Here is a 21,637-nt window from a genome sequence, read left to right as displayed (position 1 = left end):
ACAAGGCCTTATCCCCAAAGGATGCACGTCATCCTGGGGATACCGCCGGGGCTAGACGCAGCGGGCTCCGTCCACTTCCAGGCATATGCCGCTGATAAAGTCCGCCTCGTCGCTGGCCAGGTAAAGCGCCGCATTGGCGACATCCAGCGCGGTTGAAAAGCGCCCCAGCGGGATGCTGGCGCGAAAGCGCGCCTTGCGTTCCTCATCCAGCGGGCCGCCTGCGAAGTCGGCCGAGAGGCCGGTGTCGGGGTTGAACACCGGGTTGATGCAGTTGACGCGGATGTTGTCGGGGCCCAGTTCGGCCGCCAGCGATTTGGAGGTGGTGATGACGGCGCCCTTGGAGCCGTTGTACCAGGTCAGGCCGGGCCGCGGGCGCACGCCGGCCGTGGAGGCGATGTTGATGAAGCTGCCGCCGCCCAGGCTGCGGAATACCGGCGTGGCATGAATGGTGGCCAGGTAAATGCTTTTGACGTTGATGGCGTAGCACTTGTCGAAATCGTCTTCGCTGACGTCCAGTGCAGGCTGGTTGCGGTGCGTCCAGCCGGCGTTGCTGACCATCACGTCGAGCCGGCCGTAACGCTGCACGGCGGCATCGACCAGGGCCTTGACCTCAGCGGACTTCGTCACGTCGGCCGCGAAGAAGGAGGCCGTGCCGCCGGCCTTGGTGATGGCGGCCACGACTTTTTGGCCCAGGGCGACGTTGATGTCGTTGACGATGACCTTGGCGCCCTCGGCCGCCAGCCGCCGCGCGATGCCTTCACCGATACCGCCTCCGGAGCCGGTCACGATGATGGATTTGTCTTTGACCCGCATGGGTTTGTCTCCAGGTATTTTGAATTTTTTGAACTGATACGTGAGCTTATTACATCCCGGCCCTGGGGCCGCGACGGGTGTTGGGGCCGGATGCGGCGCGCTCAGCCGTGGCGCACCGCCACAGTCTTCAGCGTCGTGAAGCCGTACAGGGCCTCAAAGCCTTTTTCGCGCCCGTAGCCCGAGGACTTGACGCCGCCGAAAGGCAGTTCCACGCCGCCGCCGGCGCCGTAGTTGTTGATGAAGACCTGGCCGCTCCTGACGCGCCTGGCCATGCGGAACTGGCGCGCGCCGTCCCGTGTCCAGATGCCGGCGACCAGGCCGAACTGGGTGGCGTTGGCGAGTTCCACGGCGTGGTTCTCGTCCTTGAAGCTCATGGCGCACAGCACCGGGCCGAAAACCTCCTCCTGCGCCAGCCGGTGCGTGGCCGGCACGTCGCGCAGCAGGGTGGGTGCCTGGTAAAAGCCGGTGTCGGGCGCTTCGTCGACGATCTGGCCCTGGGCCACCATGGTGATGTTGGCGACCTGCGCGTCGCTCAGAAAATCCCAGACGCGCTGTTGCTGGCTTTGCCGGATCAGGGGGCCGACGTCGAGGTCCATGGCGGCGGGGCCCACGCGCAGGTTTTCAAAGGCATGGCCCAGGCGCTGCAGCAGCGGCTCGTAAATCGCCTGCTCCACCAGCAGGCGCGAGCCGGCCGAGCAGGTCTGGCCGGCGTTCTGCACGATGGCGTTGATGATGGCCGGTATCGCGGCGTCCAGGTCGGCGTCGGCAAAAACGATCTGCGGGCTTTTGCCGCCAAGCTCCAGCGTGACCGGGCAGTGGCGCTCGGCCGCCGCCTGCTGGATCAGCGTGCCCACAGCGGGGCTGCCGGTGAAACTGATGTGGTCTATGCCCTTGTGGCGCGCCAGCGCGTCGCCGACTTCATGGCCGTAGCCGGTCACGATGTTGATGGCGCCGGCCGGGAAGCCGACTTCGGCGGCCAGCTGCGCCACGCGGATCAGCGAAAGGCAGGCGTCCTCGGCCGGCTTGACCACGCAGACATTGCCCGCGGCCAGCGCTCCGCCCACGCTGCGGCCGAAGATCTGCATGGGGTAGTTCCAGGGGATCACGTGGCCGGTGACGCCGTGCGGCTCGCGCCAGGTCATCACGCTGTAGCCGTCCAGGTAGGGAATGGTGTCGCCGTGCAGCTTGTCGCAGGCGCCGGCGTAAAACTCGAAATAGCGGGCCAGGGCGGCAGCGTCGGCGCGCGCCTGTTTGGTGGGCTTGCCGCAGTCGCGCTGCTCCAGCAGGGCCAGTTCCTCGGCATGCTCGGCCACCTTGGCCGACAGCCGCATCAACAGGCGCCCACGCTCGGCGGCGTTGAAGCGGCTCCACACCAGCTCCAGGCATTCGCGCGCGCTGCGCACGGCGGTGTCGATGTCGTGCGTGTTGCTGCGCTGGATCTCGTCAAACACCTGGCCGTCGGACGGGTCTATGACGGGAATGGTCTTGCCGGAGACGGAGGGGAGGGAGGCGTTGGCGATGTAATTGAGCTGCATCGCCTGATTTTGCTTGAAACCGCTCGCAACAGCAGGGATGCGTAACGGTCTTCAAAAGCGTGTGTTTGTCACACCCCGGTGTGGCGTAGCAAGGCGCCGTTTACAACATTTTTGTCGTGCGGGAATCACTCTTTATGTAGGATTGAACCTACACGCGCACCTCGCCAATTCCTACAAGGGAACGGTGCCACATTGCGCCAGCGGCGCACGACAGCGGCAGCAGCCGGCAACTGCGGTCCGCACTCTGGACACCTACTGCGATGAGCGATCCCACCCAATGCGCAACCGAAGCGGCTTCCTCCGGCGATGTACCCGCCGACGGTTCCGGCATGCGAAGCTGGCTCAAAGCCCTTGCAGCCCGACTGCGCGACTGGCTGGCCGTGCAGAGCCTGGGCATGAAGTTCGCGGTGCTGGTTGTTGCCTTGATGATTCCCGCAAGCGCGTACTACGCCTGGTCCACTCTGGAGCGCCAGCAGAAACTGAGCCTGGAGGTCAAGGCGATGGCGGCAGGGCAAGGCGCTGAAGCCGCCTGGGCTTACAACACCGCGGTGCCAGTGGTTTTTGGCAGCGGGTCGGTGCTGAGCTTTCTCGAAGCCCACCCGGTCGCGCGCATCACCATCATTTATCGCCCGATTCTCTGGACCGTTTCCGAGCGCTTTGTGCTGATTGAGTCGGAGGGCCGGCAGTATGCCTATTACCCCTCGGATATGGAAACCAAGATACTGACCGACAAGGCCGTGACGGCGCCCTGGGGCGGCAAGCTGACCTTTGTGCCCCAGGCGGCATTGGACGGCGCCAGCAAGGACATGCTGGCTCGCCTGGAGCAGCGTTTCGGCGAGGCGCGCCCGCAATCCGAGCAGGACGCCTGGAAAGGCGGCGCCAGCGCGCTGGTGTCGGCAACGCTGACGCTGGGCCTGCTGGCCTTTCTGTGGTACCAGGTGGGCGGCCAGCGCAAGGCGCTGAAGTTCATTTCTCCGCAGCAGATCAGCGGCGGCATCGACGACCTGGTCGGCATGGACGACATCAAGGCCGAGGTCGCGCAAATCCGCGACCAGTACGAGCGCCGCCTCGAATACGCGGCCTACGGCGTGAACAAACCCTTCAACGTGATGTTCAGCGGCCCGGCGGGCACCGGCAAGACCAAGCTGGCCAGCTACCTGGCCAAGGAACTGAACCTGCCGATTCTTTTCCATTCGGCGGCCAACCTCGAAACCGGCTATGTCGCCGGCGGCTCCAACACCCTGTCGCGCATCCTCGCGCTGGCCACGCGGCGCAAACGCTGCATCGTGTTCCTCGACGAGGCGCAGGATCTCTTCATGCGACGCGGCGGCAACCGGAAATACGACGACGACACGCAGAACATGCTGCTAGCCATCCTGGACGGCGTGCGCACCAAATCGGATGCGGAAATCATCTGGATCGTGGCGTCCAACTTCAACTCGGCCAACCTGCAGATGGACGAGGCCATGCTGCGCCGCTTCCAGATGAAGGTCGACTTCCGCATGCCCAACCAGCAGGAGCGACTGGCGATTACCGGCCACTACCTGCGCCAGCGTGCCGACAAGGTCCTGCCGGACCTGGACCTGCGCCATTTTGTCGAGCTGACCGAGGGCTGCAGCCCGGCGGACCTGGAAACCATGGTCAACCAGGCGGGCATACTCGCCGTGCAGTCGGGCCAGATGATAGGCGCGCACACCTTGATGCAGGCCGCCGAGCGCGTGCTGGTCGGCAACGTCAACGACCACACCACCAAGGAGCGCGAGCGCGACCGGCGCATCATCGCCGTGCACGAGTGGGGCCACTTCCTGATGGATTTTCACCACCAACGCAAGCTGGCAGGCGGCAGCTGGGATGCCCTGCAAGCCGACATGAACACCATCAAGATTTCATTGAAGGCCAATCCTCGTAACAACGCGCTGGGCTTTGTGCTGCACAAACAGGACAGCAATCTCCTCAAGACAAAAGGCGACATGGAGCATGAGGTCCGTGTTCTGCTGGGCGGCATGGCCAATGAAGAGCTTTTCTTCGGAGAGGACGGCACCACGAGCGGCGCCCACAACGACATCACACGCGTGACCCGGCTGTTGCACCATGCGGTGGCGGAAATGGGCATGTACCGCAAGACCCGGCTGAACTATGCAGCGCTCGTCAAGGATGGCGGCACGGCGCCGCTGGACGAGGAAACGCGCGGCATCATGGAGGCCCAGAGTGAACGGCTTTTCAGCGAAACCAAGGCTGTCCTGGCGCAGTACACCGGCCTGACGGAGCACCTGACCGGGTGCCTGATGCGATCCGGCGAGATGACACTCAGCGAAGCGCTGAGCGAGATTCGCCGCTTTGAATTCCTCGCGACGCCGGCGTTGCTGGAGGTTGGGCAAGGGGCGGGCCAACTGATGCCGGCTTGACCGGCTGGCGGCCACGCCGCTGCAGCCTTGCTGTGTGCGTACAAAGAAAAAGCCCTGCAGTGCAGGGCTTTTTGCTTGGGGCCGTCGCCGCTTTATCCGACTAGCGGGAAGCGGGTGCAGCCGGCGTTGGCGTGGCAGCTGCGGCGGGCGCCTGCGTAGGCGCGGGGGCCGGCATGGCGGGCGCCATCGGGGTGGCGGCCGGTGCGCTCACGGCCGCGGGTTCCGCCATGGGCGCGCTGGGCGCGGCTTGCGCGGGACCGCCGTGGAATTTCATCACCAGCGGCACGATCAGCAGCGCCACGATATTGATGATCTTGATCAGCGGGTTCACGGCCGGGCCGGCGGTGTCCTTGTAGGGGTCACCCACGGTGTCGCCGGTCACGGCGGCCTTGTGCGCCTCCGAGCCCTTGCCACCGTGGTTGCCGTCTTCAATGTATTTCTTGGCGTTGTCCCAGGCGCCGCCGCCGGTGCACATGGAGATCGCGACGAAGAGGCCGGTCACGATGGTGCCCATCAGCAGGCCGCCCAGGGCCTGGGGCCCAAGCGCCAGGCCGACCACGATGGGCACGACCACGGGCAGCAGCGATGGGATCATCATTTCCTTGATGGCGGCCGTGGTCAGCATGTCGACGGCGGTGTCGTACTCGGGCTTGCCCGTGCCGTCCATGATGCCCTTGATGTCGCGGAATTGGCGGCGCACTTCAACCACCACGGCGCCGGCCGCGCGGCCCACGGCTTCCATCGCCATGGCGCCGAAGAGGTAAGGGATCAGGCCACCGATGAAGAGGCCGACGATGACCAGCGGGTTGCTCAGGTCAAAGCTGATGGTGGTGCCGTAGGCGTCGAGCTTGTGGGTGTAGTCGGCAAACAGCACCAGTGCGGCCAGGCCGGCGGAACCGATGGCGTAGCCTTTGGTCACCGCCTTGGTGGTGTTGCCCACGGCGTCCAGCGGGTCGGTGATGTCGCGCACGCTGCTGGGCAGCTCGGCCATCTCGGCGATGCCGCCGGCGTTGTCGGTGATGGGGCCGTAGGCGTCCAGCGCGACCACGATGCCGGCCATGCTCAGCATGGAGGTGGCCGCGATCGCGATGCCGTAGAGGCCGGCCAGCTTGAAGGCCACCAGGATCGCGATGCAGACAAACACGACAGGCCAGGCGGTGGACCGCATGGACACGCCCAGGCCGGCGATGATGTTGGTGCCGTGGCCGGTGGTGGAGGCCTGTGCAATGTGCTGCACGGGCTTGTACTGCGTGCCGGTGTAGTACTCGGTAACCCAGCAGAGCGCGCCGGTCAGGACCAGGCCGACCGCGCAGGCGCCGAACAGGCGCATCTGCGTGCCGGTGGCCGTCACGGCGTTGTCGGGCATCAGCCACATGGTCACGAAGTAGAAGGCGATGAGCGACAGCACGCCGGCAATCGCCAGTCCCTTGTAGAGAGCCGGCATCACGTTCTTCATGCCGGGCGAGGCCTTGACGAAGAAGCAGCCGATGATGGAGGCGATGATGGATACGCCGCCCAGCGCCAGCGGATAGACCGCGGCGGTGGCACCCGCGCTGGACAGCAGCAGGGCGCCCAGCACCATGGTGGCGATCAGCGTGACCGCATAGGTTTCAAACAGGTCGGCGGCCATGCCGGCGCAGTCGCCCACGTTGTCGCCGACGTTGTCGGCAATCACGGCGGGGTTGCGCGGGTCGTCTTCGGGGATGCCGGCTTCGACCTTGCCCACCAGGTCGGCGCCTACGTCGGCGCCCTTGGTGAAGATGCCGCCGCCCAGCCGGGCGAAGATGGAAATCAGCGAGGAGCCGAAGGCAAAGCCGATCAGCGGGTTGAGCAGGTTGGCCAGCTTGAGGTCGGGCGTGTAGTTGCCGTTGCCCACCAGGAACCAGTAAAAACCGCTCACGCCCAGCAGGCCCAGGCCCACCACCAGCATGCCGGTGATGGCGCCGCCGCGGAAGGCGACATCCAGGGCGGGGCCGATTCCCTTGGTGGCGGCCTGCGCGGTGCGCACGTTGGCGCGCACCGAGACGTTCATGCCGATAAAGCCGCAGGCGCCCGAGAGCACCGCGCCGACCACAAAGCCGACGGCGGTCTTGCCGTCCAGAAAGAAGCCGATGAGCACCGCGAGGATGACGCCGACGATGGCAATGGTTTTGTATTGCCGCGCGAGGTAGGCGGCGGCGCCGGTCTGGATGGCGGCTGCAATTTCCTGCATGCGCGCATTGCCTGCGTCCTGGGAAAGAATCCAGCTGCGTGCCCAGAAGCCGTACCCGACGGCGATCAGTCCGCAGACCAGCGCAAGAATGAGCGCCGAGTTGCCTGTCATAGCTGACATTGAAATTCTCCTACGTTGTTTTTCGCTTGGAGGGGGTGCCACGCTAGCGGTGCCCCCGCTGCGTTGCTTCCTCGTTGCTTGTGTCACGTATGGAGACAAGTCGATTGGCCAACTCGCGAAATTTAACGTGAAAACATGACAAGTTCGCGATGCGTAAGCCCTGAATCAGTAAAATGAGGGTAAATACCGAGCCACCGGTAGCCGCAGAGTATTAACTTCCGCGCCCTTGTGCGGCCGCTCATGCGGGCTGAAGCCTTTCTTTTCATCTCTTTCCCTTCAACACAACCTCAAGCGACCATGTCCCTCGATAAAGTTTCTCCCGGTAAAAACGTTCCCGAATCCTTTAACGTGATCATCGAAATCCCGATGAACGCCGACCCGGTGAAGTACGAGGTGGACAAGGAATCCGGCGCGATTTTTGTGGACCGCTTCATGAGCACGTCCATGCACTACCCGACCAACTACGGCTATGTGCCCAAGACCATCAGCGGCGACGGCGACCCGGTCGACGTGCTGGTGATCACGCCCGTGCCCCTGATCCCCGGCGTGGTCGTGACCTGCCGCGCCATCGGCATCCTGAAGATGCAGGACGAAGCCGGCGAAGACGGCAAGGTGCTGGCCGTGCCTGTCGACAAAAAATGCTCGCTCTACACCCAGTGGCAAAAACCCGAAGACATGAACCCGCTGCGCCTCAAAACCATCTCCCACTTCTTTGAACACTACAAAGACCTGGAAGAAGGCAAATGGGTGAAGGTGCTGGGTTGGGAAGGTCCGGAAGCGGCCAAGAAGGAAATCACCGACGGCATCGCGAACTACGCCAAGGCGTAAGAACCCTCGGTCCAACAAAAAAAGCGCCTGCAGGTTTTCCTGCAGGCGCTTTTTTTATGCCTGGCGCGGTTTTAAGTTGCTTGCGCGGGCACCGGATAGACCAGGCCATGCAGCCGGCCTTTGTCTTCGCGCGCGAAGGGCTTCCAGCTACCTTCGGGCTGCGCCAGCCGGTCGGCCACCGCCCACCATGCGCTGGGGTTCACGCCCATGCCGATGTGGCTGGCCAGCACCTCGATGTTCTCGGTCTGCGGGTTGGCCGCGCTGGGCGCCTGGATGCTCGCCTGCCAGGCCACCACGCCGTCGCTGCGTGAATAAATGCTGGTGGTCGGCACGGGTGGGGCGGCGGGCAGATCGTAGTTTTCGGATTCACGCTCCACGTTGCGGCCGCTGGTGAGTTCATACACGCGCCAGGCGTTGGTGGCCTTGTGCGAGCCCGCGAAAGGCGTGCCCAGCGTGATCACACAGCGCACCTTGTCCGGCATTTCCTTGGCCAGTTCGCGCGCATAGACGCCGCCCAGGCTCCAGCCGATCAGGCTGACCTTGCGGCCCGTGGCTTCAAAGGTACGGACGAGGCTGTCGCGGGCTTCTTCGAGAACGCCGGCGCGCGGGCCGAAGTTAAATCCCTGTTCCCAGCCCCAGGGTTTGTAGTTAAGCGACTGCAGGTACTGGCGCAGCGGCACGGTGGTGGCGTCGTTGGCCGACAAGCCCGGGAAGACCATGACGGCGTGGCCGTCGCCGCGCGGCGCGCGCGCCAGCAGGGGCCATGCGGGCAAAAGGGCGCCGAATTCCCAGAACGCGCGCAGCTCCAGCGCAAGCAGCCAGGCGCTGGGCGGAACATCGTGCAAGGCCGGGTTTTGGGAATCTGGTCGGGAAGAGGATGTATTTCGCTTGGATGACGGGCTTGCCATGGCTTGGAGCATTGGTACTTTTGTGTTGGTTTCCTACGGAAACCAGTATGGGGCGCTTAGTGAGTTTTACAGAGGGAGGCGACTCTAACTTACCCGCTTCACGGGGGATTTCGTCGCCTTGGCGACAGCGGCTTTTCGGGTTTTTACCGGAGCGGTCTTCGTACCCGCTTTTTTGGCGACTTTCCTGGCTGCGGGCTTGGCAGACTTTGCTGACGCGGCGGGTGCGGCCGGCGCCGCGCTGGCCATCAGCGCTTGCGCCTCGGTGAAGGCGTCCTCAATCGCCTTCGCCAAGTCCTTCGCGTGCGGCAGTGCCTTTTTGTCGGCAATGATGCCGAAGTCCACATGGCCGGCGTAGGTCTGAATGGTGATGTTGAGCGCCAGGCCGTGCAGGATGATGGACAGCGGATGGAAGGTCAGGAACTTCGCGCCCGCCAGGTAGAGCGGCACGGGAGGCCCCGGCACGTTGGAGATCGCCAGGTTGGCCACCATGGGCAGGCGGCTGGCCATGCCGCTTTTGCCATAGGCATTGAGCGCCATCTTGGCGGCGCCGCCGACCAGCCACGGCGCCAGCAGCGAAGGGTAGTCGGTCGGCAGCAGGCCCTTGAGGCTTTGCATGGAGGTCTTGACCTTGGCCGTGGAGGCCATGATGGCGTTCATGCGCTTGAGCGGGTGTGCCAGGTGCGTGCCCAGCTCGACCAGGCTCATGCTGACCTGGTTGCCCAGGTTGCTGGCATCGGTGGCGCCGGCTTCGCGCAGCGACACCGGCATGGCGGCCACCAGCGATTTTTTTGGCAGGCTGTGGTGCTGCGTGAGGTAGTTGCGCAGCGCCGTCGAGCAGATCCACAGCACCATGTCGTTGAAGGAGCCTCCCACCGCCTTGCCCATGGCCTTGGTCTCGCCCAGCGGGATGGTGGCGGTGACAAACACGCGGCCCGTGCCTATGCCCGCATTGAAGGGCGTGGGCGGCGCCAGCTTCATGGGCATCTTGGGTTTGACGCCGGTGGCCGAGCTGCCCATGGACTGCTTGGCCAGTGTGCTGCCGAAGGTGCTGGCCGCGGCGGGCAGCGACTTGGCGACTTTGGCCAGCTGGCCGAGCGAGCTGGAGAACACTGAGCCGATCATCTTGCCGAGCTTGAGGTCGGCCTCCAGCTTGCGGCGGCGTTCCGGATCAGGCGGCGCCACTTCGCGCGGCTCGGGGCTCAGGTCCAGCATGGCGTTGGCCAGCATCACGCCGCCCTTGCCGTCCAGCGCGGCATGGTGGATCTTGGAGAAAAAGCCCGCCACGATGCCGCCGCCCTGCGACTCTGGCAGCTTGATGCGGTCGAAAATGTAAAACTCCCAGAGGGGGTAGTCGCGGTCTATGACTTCGCCGTGCAACTGGGCGCAGAGCTTGTGCACCTCGGCCAGCGTCATGGGCGCGGCGCCTTTTTTGGTGGGGTCGGCACGGCGGATGTGGAAATCGATGTCCACCGAATCGGCCTCCACCCACAGCGGGTGGCCCAGGTCCAGCGGCATGAACACCAGCTTGCGGCTGAATACCGGCGCCAGGTGCATGCGCTTGGCGATGTGGTYTTTGACGGCCTTGTGAAAGCTGCCCTTGAAGCCYKCGGGCARTTCRCASAGGTTGAGCGAGCCCACATGCATGGGCATTTCAGGGGTTTCGAGGTAAAGAAARGTCGCGTCSAGGCCGGTCAGGGATTTCATGGTTATTGTCTCCGTGGGGAGACCTTAACCGAGCGGGCGGGGTGGCGGCACTAGGGTTTGCCGTAGCCGCGGCTGTCACGCCGGGCTCAGCGCGTGGTCGCGATAAAGTTCAAGCTTCGCAGTCGCCCAGCATCCTTTGCTCATCGTCATTGAGCCCGGCCACCGGTGTCGCCTTGGCCAGCGCCATCCACACGCCCAGCGGCAAGGCCTGGCGCGAGCGCCGCGGCGCCGCGCGGGCCACGACGAGGCGCTGGCCTTCCATCAGCATCACGCCGCATTCGGCCGGAACCTCGTCGGCCGCGCCTATGGGCCGGCCTTTGGCATCGCAGCCCAGCACGTACCAGCACTCGCCGCCCAGGTCCAGGTAGGCGGCGCGCTTTTCGGGACGGCGCAGGTCGCCCAGCAAATCGGAGCGGTGCACCTTGATCTCGTGGACGATGGGGTCCACGTATTCCTGCACCGTGGTGTTGCGGATGGAGAACACGTCGGGCCGGACTACGCACCAACGCGGCTTGCCGCCTTCAGTGTCGGGCGGCAGCTGGGCGCGCAGGCCCAGGCCGCGCCAGGCGATGCGGCCGGCACGCACCATTTCGCGTGCGACCTGCTCGACCAGCGTCTCATGCTTGGACAGGGCCGAGCGGTTGCGCAGCAGCGTGGCCGCCAGGTAGGCAATGCCGGCGTCGGTGACGCGCAGGGTCTCGTGGCCCGCGGGCCCGGCCACGCGCTGCAGCATGCCGGTGGCGAGCAGTTCGATCTCCAGCAGGTCCTGGCAAGGCCAGCCGGCGGAGCGGTAGACCTCGCGCAGGCGCCGGGCATGGGGGCGGCCCAGCGGCGGTGGTGTTTCGAGGGCACTGTCGTTGGCGGCCGGCGCGGACGCCTGCGGGCTTGGCAGTGGGGCGGGGGCGGCAGTCATGATCTGGGGTCGGGCCGATGCGTCAGAGCGGGACGATTTCGAAGCGCGCGTTGTCCAGGTTGTCGCCCAGCGGCCGCATGGCGGCCAGGATGGCATCTGTCTCGGCGTTTTCCCACAGCGCGATGACCTGCTCTTCGGCCTGCGAGGCGCCTTGCAGCGGCAGGCCTTCGTTCAGGGTCTGCGCCAGCATATAGGCCTGCAGCGAAGGCAGCACGTATTCCGGTCCGCCCACGGCGAATTCAAGCGCCATGCGAAAGCGCAGTTCGGCGGCTGAGCGTTGCTCCGCGGTGAGGGTGGGGCACTCGACCAGGTTGACCTTGTATTGGCCGAAGGAGGCGTCGTTTGAGTGGCTCATGGAATTCCTTTGTAGGGATTTATAGCACCGCTCGCCTGAACGGGTTGCGCCGCTCCAGGTCGTCCATATAACTCTCAATACCGGCGCCTTCGCGCTCCAGGAAACGCTCGATCGCGTCGGCAAACGAGGGATGGGCCAGCCAGTGGGCACTGGTGGTCTTGACGGGCAGCAGGGCGCGCGCCATTTTGTGCTCGCCTTGGGCGCCGCCCTCAAAGCGCTGGTAGCCGTGTTCTATGCACCACTGCAGGGGCTGGTAGTAACAGGCCTCGAAGTGCAGGCAGTCAACCCGCGCCAGGGCACCCCAGTAGCGGCCATAGGCGATCAATGGAAGAGCCGCCCCGTCAGGCGATGAACAGGGCGCGCTGACCGCGACCAGGCTGGCCGCGATGGGCCGGGGTTTGCCGCCGCCGGCCACGTGCTCTGCCACAAACAGCAGCCAGTTCTCCGGCATGGTGTCCTGCATGCGCTGGAAAAAGTCGCGGCTCAGGTAGGGCGCGTTGCCGTGCTCGTAGTAGGTGCGCTCGTAGCAGCGGTAAAAGAAGTCCCAGTCGGCCTGGCTGATGTCCTTGCCCCGCGACCAGCGGAAGGTGATGCCCGCATCGTGGACCTTGCGGCGCTCCTGGCGGATCTTTTTGCGCTTTTCCTGGTTCAGCGATGCGAGGAAGCCGTCGAAATCGCGATAACCATTGTTGGTCCAGTGGAATTGAACGGTATGGCGCAGCATCAGGCCGGCTTCTTCGCATGCGGATACGTCCTCGTCCGCTGTAAACAGTAAATGCAGCGAGGACAGGTTTTCATCGCTGCACCAGGCTAGCAGCGCTTTGACCATCAGCGCGCGTTCGGCGGTGCTGCGCGCCAGCAACCGGGCGCCTGGCACGGGTGTGAAGGGCACCGCAGCCACGGCCTTGGGATAGTAGTTGAGCCCGTGCTGCTGGTAGGCGTTGGCCCAGGCCCAGTCGAAGACGTATTCGCCGTAGGAGTGGGCCTTGAGGTAAAGCGGGCAGGCGCCGGCCAGGGTGTTGCCCTGCCAGAGGGTGACGAAGCAGGGCGTCCAGCCGGTGTCGGGGGTGGCGCTGCCGCTTTGGTGCAGCGCGGCCAGGTACTCATGGCGCATGAAGGGGTTGGCGGCTTCGCCGGGGCTTTGCGCGGCCAGCAGGGCGTTCCACTCGGCTGCATTCACCTTCAGCGGCGAATCCAGCACGCGGATGACATAATCGTTTGAGTCTTTTTTCACGTGTTTTCGGGTTTTACTTCTACATGCCACTCAAAATCTGCGTTGCCCAGCTGAACTACTGCGTGGGAGACATGCCGGGCAATGCGCAAAAGATCATCGAGGCGGCCCGCGCCGCCTACCAGGACGGTGTGCGGCTGGTGCTGACACCTGAACTGGCGATTTGCGGTTATGCGGCTGAAGACCTGTTTTTGCGTCCCTCATTTATCCAGGCCTGTGATGATGCCGTGAATCAAGTGGCCCGCGAGCTGGCCGGGTTAAAAGGCCTGACGGTGGTGGTGGGCACGCCCACCCACGGCGACAACGGCAAGGGCTTGCGCACCAAAAGCGTGGAGGTGCAGCAGCGCCACAACGCCGCCCGGGTGCTGCGCGAGGGCCGCGTCATCGAGAGCTACGCCAAGCGCGAACTGCCCAACTACCAGGTGTTTGACGAGCGCCGGTACTTCACGCCGGGCCAGGGAAGCTGTGTGTTCCAGGCCGGGGAGGGCGACGAGGCCATCAGCATAGGCCTGTTGATCTGTGAAGACGCCTGGTTCGAAGAGCCCGCGCGCCTGGCCAAGGAAGCCGGCGCCGAACTGCTGGTGGTCATCAATGCCTCGCCTTTCCATGTTGGCAAGGGCGGCGAGCGTGAGCAGATGATGCAAAGCCGTTGTCTGGCTACCGGGCTGCCCCTGGTTTATGCCCACCTGGTGGGCGGGCAGGACGAAATCGTGTTTGAGGGCCGCTCTTTTGCGCTGCAGGCCGACGGCACGTTGGCCGGACGGGCCGAGAGCTTCAAGGAAAAGCTGTTTGCCGTCCGTGCCGAGCGCGCGGGGGATGCCGTCACCTTGGCGGCGGATACGGCGCCCGAGCGCAGCCCGGAGGCTGATTTGTGGGATGCGCTGGTGCTGGGCGTGCGCGACTACCTGGGCAAAAACGGCTTTCCGGGCGCCATTCTGGGTCTGTCGGGCGGCATCGATTCGGCCCTGGTATTGGCCATCGCAGTGGATGCGCTGGGCCCGGACAAGGTGCGCGCGGTGATGATGCCTTCGCCCTATACCGCCGATATTTCGTGGATAGACGCGCGAGAAATGGCCGAGCGGGTGAAGGTGCGCTACGACGAGATATCCATCGTGCCCGAGTTCGAGGCTTTCAAGGCCTCGCTGGCCGGCGAGTTCAAGGGCCTGAAGGAGGACACGACCGAGGAGAACATCCAGGCGCGCATACGCGGCGTGTTTTTGATGGCGCTGTCCAACAAGTTCGGCTCCATCGTGCTGACCACCGGCAACAAGAGCGAGATGGCCACCGGCTATTGCACGCTGTACGGCGACATGGCCGGCGGCTTCGCGGTGATCAAGGACGTGCTCAAGACCTCGGTGTTCCGGCTTGCGCGCTGGCGCAATGCCAACGACCCCTACGGCACCGGCAGCAACCCGATTCCCGAGCGCATCATCACGCGCCCTCCCAGCGCCGAGCTGCGCCCCGACCAGACCGACCAGGACAGCCTGCCGCCGTATGAGGTGCTGGATGCCATCCTGGAACGGTATATGGAGAACGACCAGGGCGTAGACGCCATTGCCGCTGCCGGGTTTGACCGCGCGTTGGTCGTGCGCGTGGCCCAACTGATCCGAATCAATGAGTACAAACGCCGGCAGGCGCCAGTGGGCATCAGGGTCACCCACAGGAGCTTTGGCAAGGATTGGCGCTATCCTATTACCAGCAAGTTTCGACAGTGATGGCCCCCACGCTCCCCCACTGTGTGTGGGTCGCTGCCCCCCGAGGGGGCCGCCCGCCTGCGGTCTGGCAAAGCCAGTCCCGCGGCTCATGCTGGTGAAGAGCCTCTTGCGACCTTCAAGTGCTTTCGATGATTTTTAGAACTACCGGAGATATTCAGTGAAACAAATTACCGCCGTCCTCAAGCCTTTCAAACTCGAAGAAGTCCGCGAGGCTTTGGCCGAATGCGGCGTGACCGGGCTGACCGTCACTGAAGTCAAGGGCTTCGGCCGCCAGAAGGGCCATACCGAGCTGTACCGCGGCGCGGAGTACGTTGTCGATTTTCTGCCCAAGGTCAAAGTCGAGGTCGTCGTGAAAACCGAGGATGTGGAGCGCTGTGTGGACGCCATCGTGCGCGCCGCGCGCACCGGCAAGATCGGTGACGGCAAGATTTTCATCACCAGCGTGGAGCGCGTGGTGCGTATCCGCACGGGCGAGGAAGACGAAGCGGCGGTCTAGACGGGCCCCCACGCTTTTCACTTCGTGTAATGCGCTGCCCCCCGAGGGGGCCGCTGCGCCTGCGGCCCGGCAAAGCCGGTTCCGCGGCCTCTGCTGGTGAAGACACTTTTCTCGCGTGACGTGATTGCGTTAAATCTGGTCGAGGCGGGTGGCGGCGGGTGTCATGCCGGCCGCCTGCACCAGTGTTTCGAGCAGGGGTTCCGCCTCGCTGCCGGTGCGAATCAGGTCCATCAGCCAGTCGTTCATGAAGCCGGCCTTCACCGATGAGGCCAGGAAAGCCAGCAGGCTGTCGTAGTAACCGCCCATGTTGAGCAGCCCGACCGGCTTGTCGTGGTAGCCCAGCTGGCGCCAGGTCCAGACCTCAAAAAATTCTTCGAGTGTGCCTATGCCGCCCGGCAGGGCCAGGAAGGCGTCGGCATGTTCGGCCATGATGCGTTTGCGCTCGTGCATGTTTTCCACGATGTGCAGTTCGGTGCAGCCGGTGTGGGCCCATTCCTTTTCCACCAGCGCCTTGGGGATCACGCCCACCACCCGTGCACCCGCGGCGAGCGCTGCGTCGGCCAGGATGCCCATGAGGCCGTTGCGGCCTCCGCCGTAGACCAGTTGGCCGCCGTGGGTTCCTATCCAGGTGCCGACGAGGGCGGCAATCGCGGCGAATTCAGGCTGGGTGCCGGTGCGTGAGCCGCAGTAGACACAAAGGGAAAAGGCGGGTTTGGATGTTTCTGTTGCTTCGGGGCTGTTGTTGGTCATGCTGAAAATCTTTGAAAGAGCGCCAAGGCCCAGGTGCCGGCGCACAAAAGCAGGCTGAGCAGGACGGCAGCGCTGCCCATGTCCTTGGCGCGCTTGGAAAGGTCGTGCCACTCGGGGCCTATGCGGTCGATGGCGGTTTCGATGCCGGTGTTGAGCAGCTCCACGATCATGATGAGGATCACGGTGCCGGCCAGCAGCACGGTCTCCACCCAGCTGCGGCCCAGCCAGAAGGCGGCTGGGATCAGCACGATGGAGGCTATGGCTTCCTGGCGGAAGGCGGTTTCATGCCAGCCGGCGCGCAGGCCGGCAATGGAGTAGCCCGTGGCATGCCAGACGCGGCTCAGGCCCCTGCGGTGTTTTTGGGGATTGACCGGCTCATCGAGAGGAGCGGGGGATACGGTGCTGGCGGAGGCGGAAAGCGGAACTTGTTCGGGCATGGGACGATTGTCGCGCAGCTTTATGGCATGTTGATGTTATGCACCCGCGCCTGTCATGCCTTTGTCCTTGCGGCGGGGCTTTTCAGGCGCCACCCAGGTGATCAGCCGTGTGCCGGCCAAGGCATCGTGCCAGAACTGTTTTTGCGGATGAAAGCGCGCCAGGATGGCCCAGATGGCGACCCAGCCCAGCGCGAGCACGGCGCCTTCGCGGCCCGGCAGCGCCAGCAGCCAGCTGACGGCCAGCGGCGGCAGGAACCACAGCCAGCTCAGCACGTAGCGCAGCAGGGCGCGTTTCTGGCTGATGGGCGCGCCGTGGACATCGACCACCCGGATGTTCCAGGTCTTCATCGCCAGCGTCTGGCCCTTGGCCCAGAACCAGACAAAGTAGATGCCGAAGACCACAAACACAAAAGCCTGCAGCGCATGGCGGTTGTCCAGCGCGTTGCGGGTCTGGCTCAGGGTGCTGAAGAGGTAGCCGGCCAGGAAAACCACGCCGAACATCAGCATGCCTTCGTACATCCAGCATGCCATGCGCCGGGGGATGGACGGTATCGAGGGGGGGGCGGTGGCTGTCAAATGAGTCGCTCTTCAATGCTCGCAGGCAGGGGAATTGCCGGAGCGGCCAATAAATCCGGCCGGCTTGTCGCCGGCGGCGTGTCAACGCTGGGGCGTGGCGCCTGGGCCGCCGGTGGCAGGGCCACTGGCAGGCGATGCTGCGGGTGTGGCGGCTGCGGCCGGTTGTGAAGCGCTGATTTTAGGCGCTGCTTTGATGCTGGTCTTGACCGGGTGCGGCGGAACGGGTGCAAGCTTCTGCGGCGCCACTGGCTTGACGGCCGTTGCAGCTCCGGCAGGCTTGGGGCTGGCCTTGGCCGCCAGCTTTTGTTTTTCTTCCGGGCTCAGGGCCTGGTAGGTTTCCCATTTGGCCTTTTTCTCTTCAGGCGTCAGCTGCTTGGAGAGCTCCTTGGTTTTGCCGAAGTTCAGCCGTGCCTGGGCGCGTTGCTGGGGACTCAGGGTCACCCATTCGTTCATGCGGCTGTGCAGGTTGGCCTGGCCTTCAGGCGGCAGCGAGGGGTAGTTTTTGGAGATTTCCAGCCATTTGCGCTTTTGCTGCTCGCTGATGGTGGTGTTCCAGCTGGAGGCCAGCGGTGCGAGCGCCTTTTGCTGCATGGGGCTGAGCTCTGCCCAGGTGGGCTTGGAGACAACGGCTTTGGCGGGTGCGCTCGCGGCCGATTTCGCGGCAGGGGCACTGGAAGGCGTCGCAGGCTTGGAGGGACCTTGGGCAAAACCCAGGGCAGGCAGCGCCAGCAGTGCGGCCGTCACAAGCCCGAGAGAAAGCCATTGCAGCTTCAGACTGGTCGAAGGTTCGAGAGGCAGAGGAAGGCGCCTGGCGCCTGCTGGGCGGGTCATTGAACCGTGGGGGCTGGGCGCGTCGCTTTGAGGTACTGGACAAAACCGGGGTCGGCAAAGGCGGCGGGCGGGAGTTCATCGGTCAGCAGCGCAACATCGACTTCCGCCAGCTCCTGGGCGCGGTTGTCGTTCTGGATAGAGTTGATGACCAGCAGGCCTACAACCAGGGCCACCAGGGGCAAAACCGAGCCAATTCGGGCCCACCAGCTCAGACGATCGTCAGAGCCCCAGGTGAGGGCCGCACTTGCGCCGTTGCCTACGATGCTGGGAGCGGTCTGGGTTTTTGCCACCTTGCGGCTGGATACGGCCTGGACGCGCGCGGCGCGCAAGCGTTCCGAAATGTCGTAGGGAAGGTCGGCCGCGCCTGCGGACAGGTAGGAAGCAGTTTTCAGACCAAAACGGTCCTGCAGGATATCGGCTCTTTTTTGTAGTGAATTAGTCATAGTTTTATACCTTTGGCGCTCAGGGCTTTGCTGAGAGCTTGAACTGCGCGTGAACAGTGTGTTTTGACACTTCCCTCTGAACAGCCCATGGCGGCTGCTGTTTCAGCGACGTCCATTTCCTCCCAGTAACGCATCAGAAAGGCTTCCCGTTGACGGCCCGGCAATTCCTTTACCTGGAGTTCGATCTCATGCAATATTTGAGCCCGCTCCGTCGCATCTTGGGCGCTCTCCGTACCCTCAGAGTTGGTCAAGGTCTCTAAAGTTTCCAGAAGATCGAAATCGCCGTCTTCTCCGGGCGCCTCGAAGTCGCTCATATTGGAGAAAAGCGCGTTACGGGTCTTGCGGCGGCGAAACCAGTCCAGCGTCGTGTTGGCCAGGATGCGCTGGAACAGCATGGGCAACTCCGCAACGGGCTTGTCGCCGTAGTGCTGCGCCAGCTTCATCATGCTGTCCTGAACGATGTCCAGTGCAGCTTCCTCGTCCCTGACGTGGTAAATGCTGCGCTTGAAAGCCCGTTTTTCAACGTTTTTCAGGAAATCCGAGAGTTCTGTTTCAGTTGCCAACGGTGTGGGGTTCCGGTTCGTCCAGCGCTGTAATGACGGCCCGCCTTCGTCGCGGCGTCTGTGCCAATCAGCATGCATCCTTGAGACACAGCTGGAAAATTATCGCATCACGGCCGGCACCGGCCGACCCTTTTTCGGTGCCAGCGGCCATTGTGCAACGCGAAATGTCATAATATGCCCTGCAATTCAAAAGGCAAACGGGTCATGGCTCGGCGGTTTATGTTTCCGCTTATGGTTCTGGCCTCAAGTCTCAACGCCGCTTCACAAGAGTGGGCGAAGAGGCACCCAAGGTATTTCGTTAGAGAAATTCACAAAGGTTCATCATGGAAATCTCCAAGGCGGAAATCGCTTCCGCGGCAGCTGCGTCTGCACACACAAATTCCCAGGAACTCCGCGGCGCGGAAATCCTCATCAAGTCGCTTCAGGCCGAGGGTGTCAAGTACGTCTGGGGCTACCCCGGCGGCGCGGTCCTCCACATTTACGACGCCTTCTACAAGCAGGACTCGATCCAGCACATCCTGGTGCGCCACGAACAGGCGGCCGTGCACGCGGCGGACGGCTATGCCCGCGCCACCGGCGACGTCGGCGTGGCCCTGGTCACTTCCGGGCCGGGCGTGACCAACGCGGTGACCGGCATCGCGACGGCTTACATGGACAGCATCCCGATGGTCATCATCACGGGCCAGGTCCCTACCCACGCCATCGGCCTGGATGCCTTCCAGGAGTGCGACACCGTCGGCATCACCCGGCCCATCGTGAAGCACAACTTCCTGGTCAAGGATGCGCGGCAGATGGCCGACACCCTGAAGAAGGCCTTTCACATTGCCCGCAGCGGCCGCCCCGGCCCGGTGGTCGTGGACATCCCCAAAGACGTGTCCTTCAACAAGGTGCCCTATGCCGGCTACCCGCAGACTGTTGAAATGCGCTCCTACAACCCGGTCCGCAAAGGCCACGGCGGGCAGATCCGTAAGGCCCTGCAACTGCTGCTTTCGGCCAAGCGACCCTATATTTACACCGGCGGCGGCGTTCTGCTCAGCAATGCCTCGCAGGAACTGCGCACGCTGGTCGACATGCTGGGCTACCCCTGCACCAACACCTTGATGGGCCTGGGTGCCTACCCGGCCAGCGACAAAAAATTCCTCGGCATGCTGGGCATGCACGGCACGATCGAAGCCAACAACGCGATGCAGAACTGCGACGTGCTGCTGGCCGTTGGCGCCCGCTTTGACGACCGCGTGATCGGCAACCCCAAGCATTTCGCGCAGAACGAGYGCAAGATCATCCACATCGACATCGACCCGTCCAGCATTTCCAAGCGCGTGCGGGTCGACATCCCCATCGTGGGCGACGTGAAAGACGTGCTGACCGAGCTGATCGCCATGATCAAGGAGTCCGGTCTCAAGCCAGACGCCAATGCGCTGGGTGGCTGGTGGGACACGATCGAAGGCTGGCGCAAGCGCGACTGCATGAAATACAGCATGGGCAAGGGCGACGTCATCAAGCCCCAGCATGTGGTGGAAACCCTCTGGAACCTGACCAAGGACGCTGACACCTACATCACGTCGGACGTGGGCCAGCACCAGATGTGGGCTGCGCAGTACTACAAGTTCAACGAGCCGCGCCGTTGGATCAATTCCGGCGGCCTGGGGACCATGGGCGTCGGCATTCCCTACGCCATGGGCATCAAGCTGGCCAAGCCAGACTCGGAAGTGTTCTGCATAACGGGTGAAGGCTCGGTGCAGATGTGCATCCAGGAACTCTCCACCTGCCTGCAGTACAACACGCCGATCAAGATCGTGTCGCTCAACAACCGTTACCTGGGTATGGTTCGCCAGTGGCAGGAGGTCGAATACGCCGGGCGCTACAGCAGCAGCTACATGGACGCGCTGCCCAATTTCGTGAAACTGGCCGAGGCCTATGGCCACGTCGGCATGCTGATTGAAAAACCGCAGGACGTGGAGCCGGCGCTGCGCGAGGCCCGCAAGCTCAAGGACCGCACGGTGTTCATGGACTTCCGCACGGACCCGACCGAAAACGTGTTCCCGATGGTGCAGGCCGGCAAGGGCATTACCGAGATGCTGCTGGGGTCGGAAGACCTCTGAGCCGCACGCCGCCACACCCATCCATTAACCGTCACCTGACGAATCTATTGTCTGCCGAGCCTGCGCATTACCGTGCGCAGGGGAGGGCAGCGAAAAGAGGAATCTTCTTATGAAACACATCATTGCAGTTTTGCTGGAAAACGAGCCGGGCGCTCTTTCCCGCGTGGTCGGCCTGTTTTCAGCGCGCGGCTACAACATCGAAAGCCTGACCGTCGCTCCCACCGAGGACCCCAGCCTGTCGCGCATGACGATACAGACCACGGGCTCCGACGACGTCATCGAGCAGATCACCAAGCACCTGAACCGCCTCATCGAAGTGGTCAAGGTGGTCGACCTGACCGAAGGCGCTTACACCGAGCGCGAGCTCATGATGGTCAAGGTGCGCGCCGTCGGCAAGGAGCGCGAGGAGATGAAACGCATGGCTGATATATTCCGCGGGCGAATCATCGATGTCACCGAGAAAAGCTACACCATCGAGCTGACCGGCGACCAATCCAAGAACGATGCCTTCCTGGAAGCCATAGACCGCAGCGCGATCCTGGAGACGGTGCGAACCGGCTCCAGCGGCATCGGCCGCGGCGAGCGGATTTTGCGGGTTTGATTTAAGTCGTCCGTGCGCGCGTTTCGACAGGCTCAACGCGAACGGATTTTGAGTGGCGATATGCGTTTACCGTTCGCCCTGAGCCTGTCGAAGGGCATT

The 21,637-nt window shown here is 63.7% G+C and carries 20 protein-coding genes; 6 read left to right on the top strand and 14 right to left on the bottom strand.

The features are described from left to right. Nucleotides 1-51: 51 nt before the first annotated feature. Both AC1DXS_RS13480 and AC1DXS_RS13475 read right to left on the bottom strand, forming a co-directional pair. A complete protein-coding gene (locus AC1DXS_RS13480; protein WP_477737994.1) occupies nt 52-813 on the bottom strand; it encodes an SDR family oxidoreductase in 762 nt (253 codons plus the stop codon). A 101-nt stretch (nt 814-914) separates the two neighbouring features. Continuing rightward, entirely contained in the window at nt 915-2,348 is a 1,434-nt protein-coding gene (locus AC1DXS_RS13475) for an aldehyde dehydrogenase family protein (RefSeq protein WP_477737993.1), read from the bottom strand. Between the two features lie 260 nt (nt 2,349-2,608). Between AC1DXS_RS13475 and AC1DXS_RS13470 the strand changes: the two genes are divergently transcribed. Continuing rightward, nucleotides 2,609-4,753, top strand: a complete 2,145-nt coding sequence (locus tag AC1DXS_RS13470) for an AAA family ATPase (protein ID WP_477737992.1) — start codon at nt 2,609-2,611, stop codon at nt 4,751-4,753. 100 nt (nt 4,754-4,853) lie between these two features. Here AC1DXS_RS13470 and AC1DXS_RS13465 read toward each other — a convergent pair whose 3' ends face one another. Continuing rightward, entirely contained in the window at nt 4,854-7,076 is a 2,223-nt protein-coding gene (locus AC1DXS_RS13465) for a sodium-translocating pyrophosphatase (RefSeq protein WP_477738013.1), read from the bottom strand. A 306-nt stretch (nt 7,077-7,382) separates the two neighbouring features. Here AC1DXS_RS13465 and ppa point away from each other — a divergent pair, with 306 nt between their 5' ends. After that, nucleotides 7,383-7,913, top strand: a complete 531-nt coding sequence (ppa, locus tag AC1DXS_RS13460) for an inorganic diphosphatase (RefSeq protein ID WP_007871511.1) — start codon at nt 7,383-7,385, stop codon at nt 7,911-7,913. A 71-nt stretch (nt 7,914-7,984) separates the two neighbouring features. On the opposite strand, the gene AC1DXS_RS13455 is transcribed toward ppa, so the two are convergent. The 5 genes from AC1DXS_RS13455 to AC1DXS_RS13435 form a co-directional block, all read right to left on the bottom strand. Beyond that, nucleotides 7,985-8,821: an alpha/beta hydrolase gene (locus AC1DXS_RS13455; protein ID WP_477737991.1), complete on the bottom strand. Its 837-nt coding sequence runs from the start codon at nt 8,819-8,821 to the stop codon at nt 7,985-7,987. An 84-nt stretch (nt 8,822-8,905) separates the two neighbouring features. After that, nucleotides 8,906-10,525: a wax ester/triacylglycerol synthase family O-acyltransferase gene (locus tag AC1DXS_RS13450; RefSeq protein WP_477737990.1), complete on the bottom strand. Its 1,620-nt coding sequence runs from the start codon at nt 10,523-10,525 to the stop codon at nt 8,906-8,908. A 109-nt stretch (nt 10,526-10,634) separates the two neighbouring features. Next, a complete protein-coding gene (locus tag AC1DXS_RS13445; RefSeq protein WP_477737989.1) occupies nt 10,635-11,438 on the bottom strand; it encodes a hypothetical protein in 804 nt (267 codons plus the stop codon). Between the two features lie 22 nt (nt 11,439-11,460). Then, nucleotides 11,461-11,793, bottom strand: coding sequence for a hypothetical protein (locus tag AC1DXS_RS13440; RefSeq protein ID WP_477737988.1), 333 nt, complete (start codon nt 11,791-11,793; stop codon nt 11,461-11,463). A 19-nt stretch (nt 11,794-11,812) separates the two neighbouring features. After that, nucleotides 11,813-13,027, bottom strand: coding sequence for a GNAT family N-acetyltransferase (locus tag AC1DXS_RS13435; RefSeq protein WP_477737987.1), 1,215 nt, complete (start codon nt 13,025-13,027; stop codon nt 11,813-11,815). A gap of 23 nt (nt 13,028-13,050) precedes the next feature. On the opposite strand from AC1DXS_RS13435, the gene AC1DXS_RS13430 reads away from it, so the two are divergent. Beyond that, nucleotides 13,051-14,739, top strand: coding sequence for an NAD+ synthase (locus AC1DXS_RS13430; RefSeq protein ID WP_477737986.1), 1,689 nt, complete (start codon nt 13,051-13,053; stop codon nt 14,737-14,739). Nucleotides 14,740-14,896: 157 nt separating this feature from the next. After that, entirely contained in the window at nt 14,897-15,235 is a 339-nt protein-coding gene (locus tag AC1DXS_RS13425; protein WP_007869659.1) for a P-II family nitrogen regulator, read from the top strand. 129 nt (nt 15,236-15,364) lie between these two features. Here AC1DXS_RS13425 and AC1DXS_RS13420 read toward each other — a convergent pair whose 3' ends face one another. From AC1DXS_RS13420 to AC1DXS_RS13395, 6 genes are all read right to left on the bottom strand, one after another. Then, nucleotides 15,365-15,985, bottom strand: a complete 621-nt coding sequence (locus AC1DXS_RS13420) for an LOG family protein (RefSeq protein ID WP_477737985.1) — start codon at nt 15,983-15,985, stop codon at nt 15,365-15,367. After that, entirely contained in the window at nt 15,982-16,422 is a 441-nt protein-coding gene (locus tag AC1DXS_RS13415) for a diacylglycerol kinase (protein WP_477737984.1), read from the bottom strand. Before AC1DXS_RS13415 ends, AC1DXS_RS13420 begins: the two co-directional genes overlap by 4 nt. A gap of 36 nt (nt 16,423-16,458) precedes the next feature. Beyond that, nucleotides 16,459-16,998 (bottom strand): RDD family protein, encoded by a 540-nt coding sequence (locus AC1DXS_RS13410; RefSeq protein ID WP_477737983.1) that lies wholly within the window; start codon nt 16,996-16,998, stop codon nt 16,459-16,461. Between the two features lie 81 nt (nt 16,999-17,079). Further along, nucleotides 17,080-17,742 (bottom strand): DUF3106 domain-containing protein, encoded by a 663-nt coding sequence (locus AC1DXS_RS13405; RefSeq protein WP_477737982.1) that lies wholly within the window; start codon nt 17,740-17,742, stop codon nt 17,080-17,082. 83 nt (nt 17,743-17,825) lie between these two features. Then, the gene (locus AC1DXS_RS13400) at nt 17,826-18,272 is read right to left on the bottom strand and encodes a DUF3619 family protein (RefSeq protein ID WP_477737981.1); all 447 of its coding nucleotides are present in this window, start codon (nt 18,270-18,272) and stop codon (nt 17,826-17,828) included. After that, complete coding sequence (locus AC1DXS_RS13395; RefSeq protein ID WP_477737980.1) at nt 18,269-18,835, bottom strand: RNA polymerase sigma factor; 567 nt, start codon at nt 18,833-18,835, stop codon at nt 18,269-18,271. Before AC1DXS_RS13395 ends, AC1DXS_RS13400 begins: the two co-directional genes overlap by 4 nt. Nucleotides 18,836-19,158: 323 nt before the next feature. Between AC1DXS_RS13395 and AC1DXS_RS13390 the strand changes: the two genes are divergently transcribed. After that, nucleotides 19,159-20,937: an acetolactate synthase 3 catalytic subunit gene (locus tag AC1DXS_RS13390; RefSeq protein WP_477737979.1), complete on the top strand. Its 1,779-nt coding sequence runs from the start codon at nt 19,159-19,161 to the stop codon at nt 20,935-20,937. Nucleotides 20,938-21,046: 109 nt separating this feature from the next. After that, nucleotides 21,047-21,538: an acetolactate synthase small subunit gene (gene ilvN, locus AC1DXS_RS13385; protein ID WP_007869681.1), complete on the top strand. Its 492-nt coding sequence runs from the start codon at nt 21,047-21,049 to the stop codon at nt 21,536-21,538. The last annotated feature ends 99 nt before the right edge of the window (nt 21,539-21,637 follow it).

It is taken from the genome of Polaromonas sp. P3_B1, assembly GCF_056402935.1.
The sequence above is the reverse complement of the archived record's forward strand: the minus strand, read 5'-3'. Positions and strand labels throughout refer to the sequence as shown.

Excerpts from the sequence above, each read along its gene's own strand:
- AC1DXS_RS13480 (WP_477737994.1), bottom strand. The coding sequence starts at position 813 with ATGCGGGTCAAAGACAAATCCATCATCGTGACCGGCTCCGGAGGCGGT.
- AC1DXS_RS13475 (WP_477737993.1), bottom strand. The coding sequence starts at position 2,348 with ATGCAGCTCAATTACATCGCCAACGCCTCCCTCCCCTCCGTCTCCGGC.
- AC1DXS_RS13470 (WP_477737992.1), top strand. The coding sequence starts at position 2,609 with ATGAGCGATCCCACCCAATGCGCAACCGAAGCGGCTTCCTCCGGCGAT.
- AC1DXS_RS13465 (WP_477738013.1), bottom strand. The coding sequence starts at position 7,076 with ATGACAGGCAACTCGGCGCTCATTCTTGCGCTGGTCTGCGGACTGATC.
- ppa (WP_007871511.1), top strand. The coding sequence starts at position 7,383 with ATGTCCCTCGATAAAGTTTCTCCCGGTAAAAACGTTCCCGAATCCTTT.
- AC1DXS_RS13455 (WP_477737991.1), bottom strand. The coding sequence starts at position 8,821 with ATGGCAAGCCCGTCATCCAAGCGAAATACATCCTCTTCCCGACCAGAT.
- AC1DXS_RS13445 (WP_477737989.1), bottom strand. The coding sequence starts at position 11,438 with ATGACTGCCGCCCCCGCCCCACTGCCAAGCCCGCAGGCGTCCGCGCCG.
- AC1DXS_RS13440 (WP_477737988.1), bottom strand. The coding sequence starts at position 11,793 with ATGAGCCACTCAAACGACGCCTCCTTCGGCCAATACAAGGTCAACCTG.
- AC1DXS_RS13430 (WP_477737986.1), top strand. The coding sequence starts at position 13,051 with ATGCCACTCAAAATCTGCGTTGCCCAGCTGAACTACTGCGTGGGAGAC.
- AC1DXS_RS13420 (WP_477737985.1), bottom strand. The coding sequence starts at position 15,985 with ATGACCAACAACAGCCCCGAAGCAACAGAAACATCCAAACCCGCCTTT.
- AC1DXS_RS13415 (WP_477737984.1), bottom strand. The coding sequence starts at position 16,422 with ATGCCCGAACAAGTTCCGCTTTCCGCCTCCGCCAGCACCGTATCCCCC.
- AC1DXS_RS13400 (WP_477737981.1), bottom strand. The coding sequence starts at position 18,272 with ATGACTAATTCACTACAAAAAAGAGCCGATATCCTGCAGGACCGTTTT.
- ilvN (WP_007869681.1), top strand. The coding sequence starts at position 21,047 with ATGAAACACATCATTGCAGTTTTGCTGGAAAACGAGCCGGGCGCTCTT.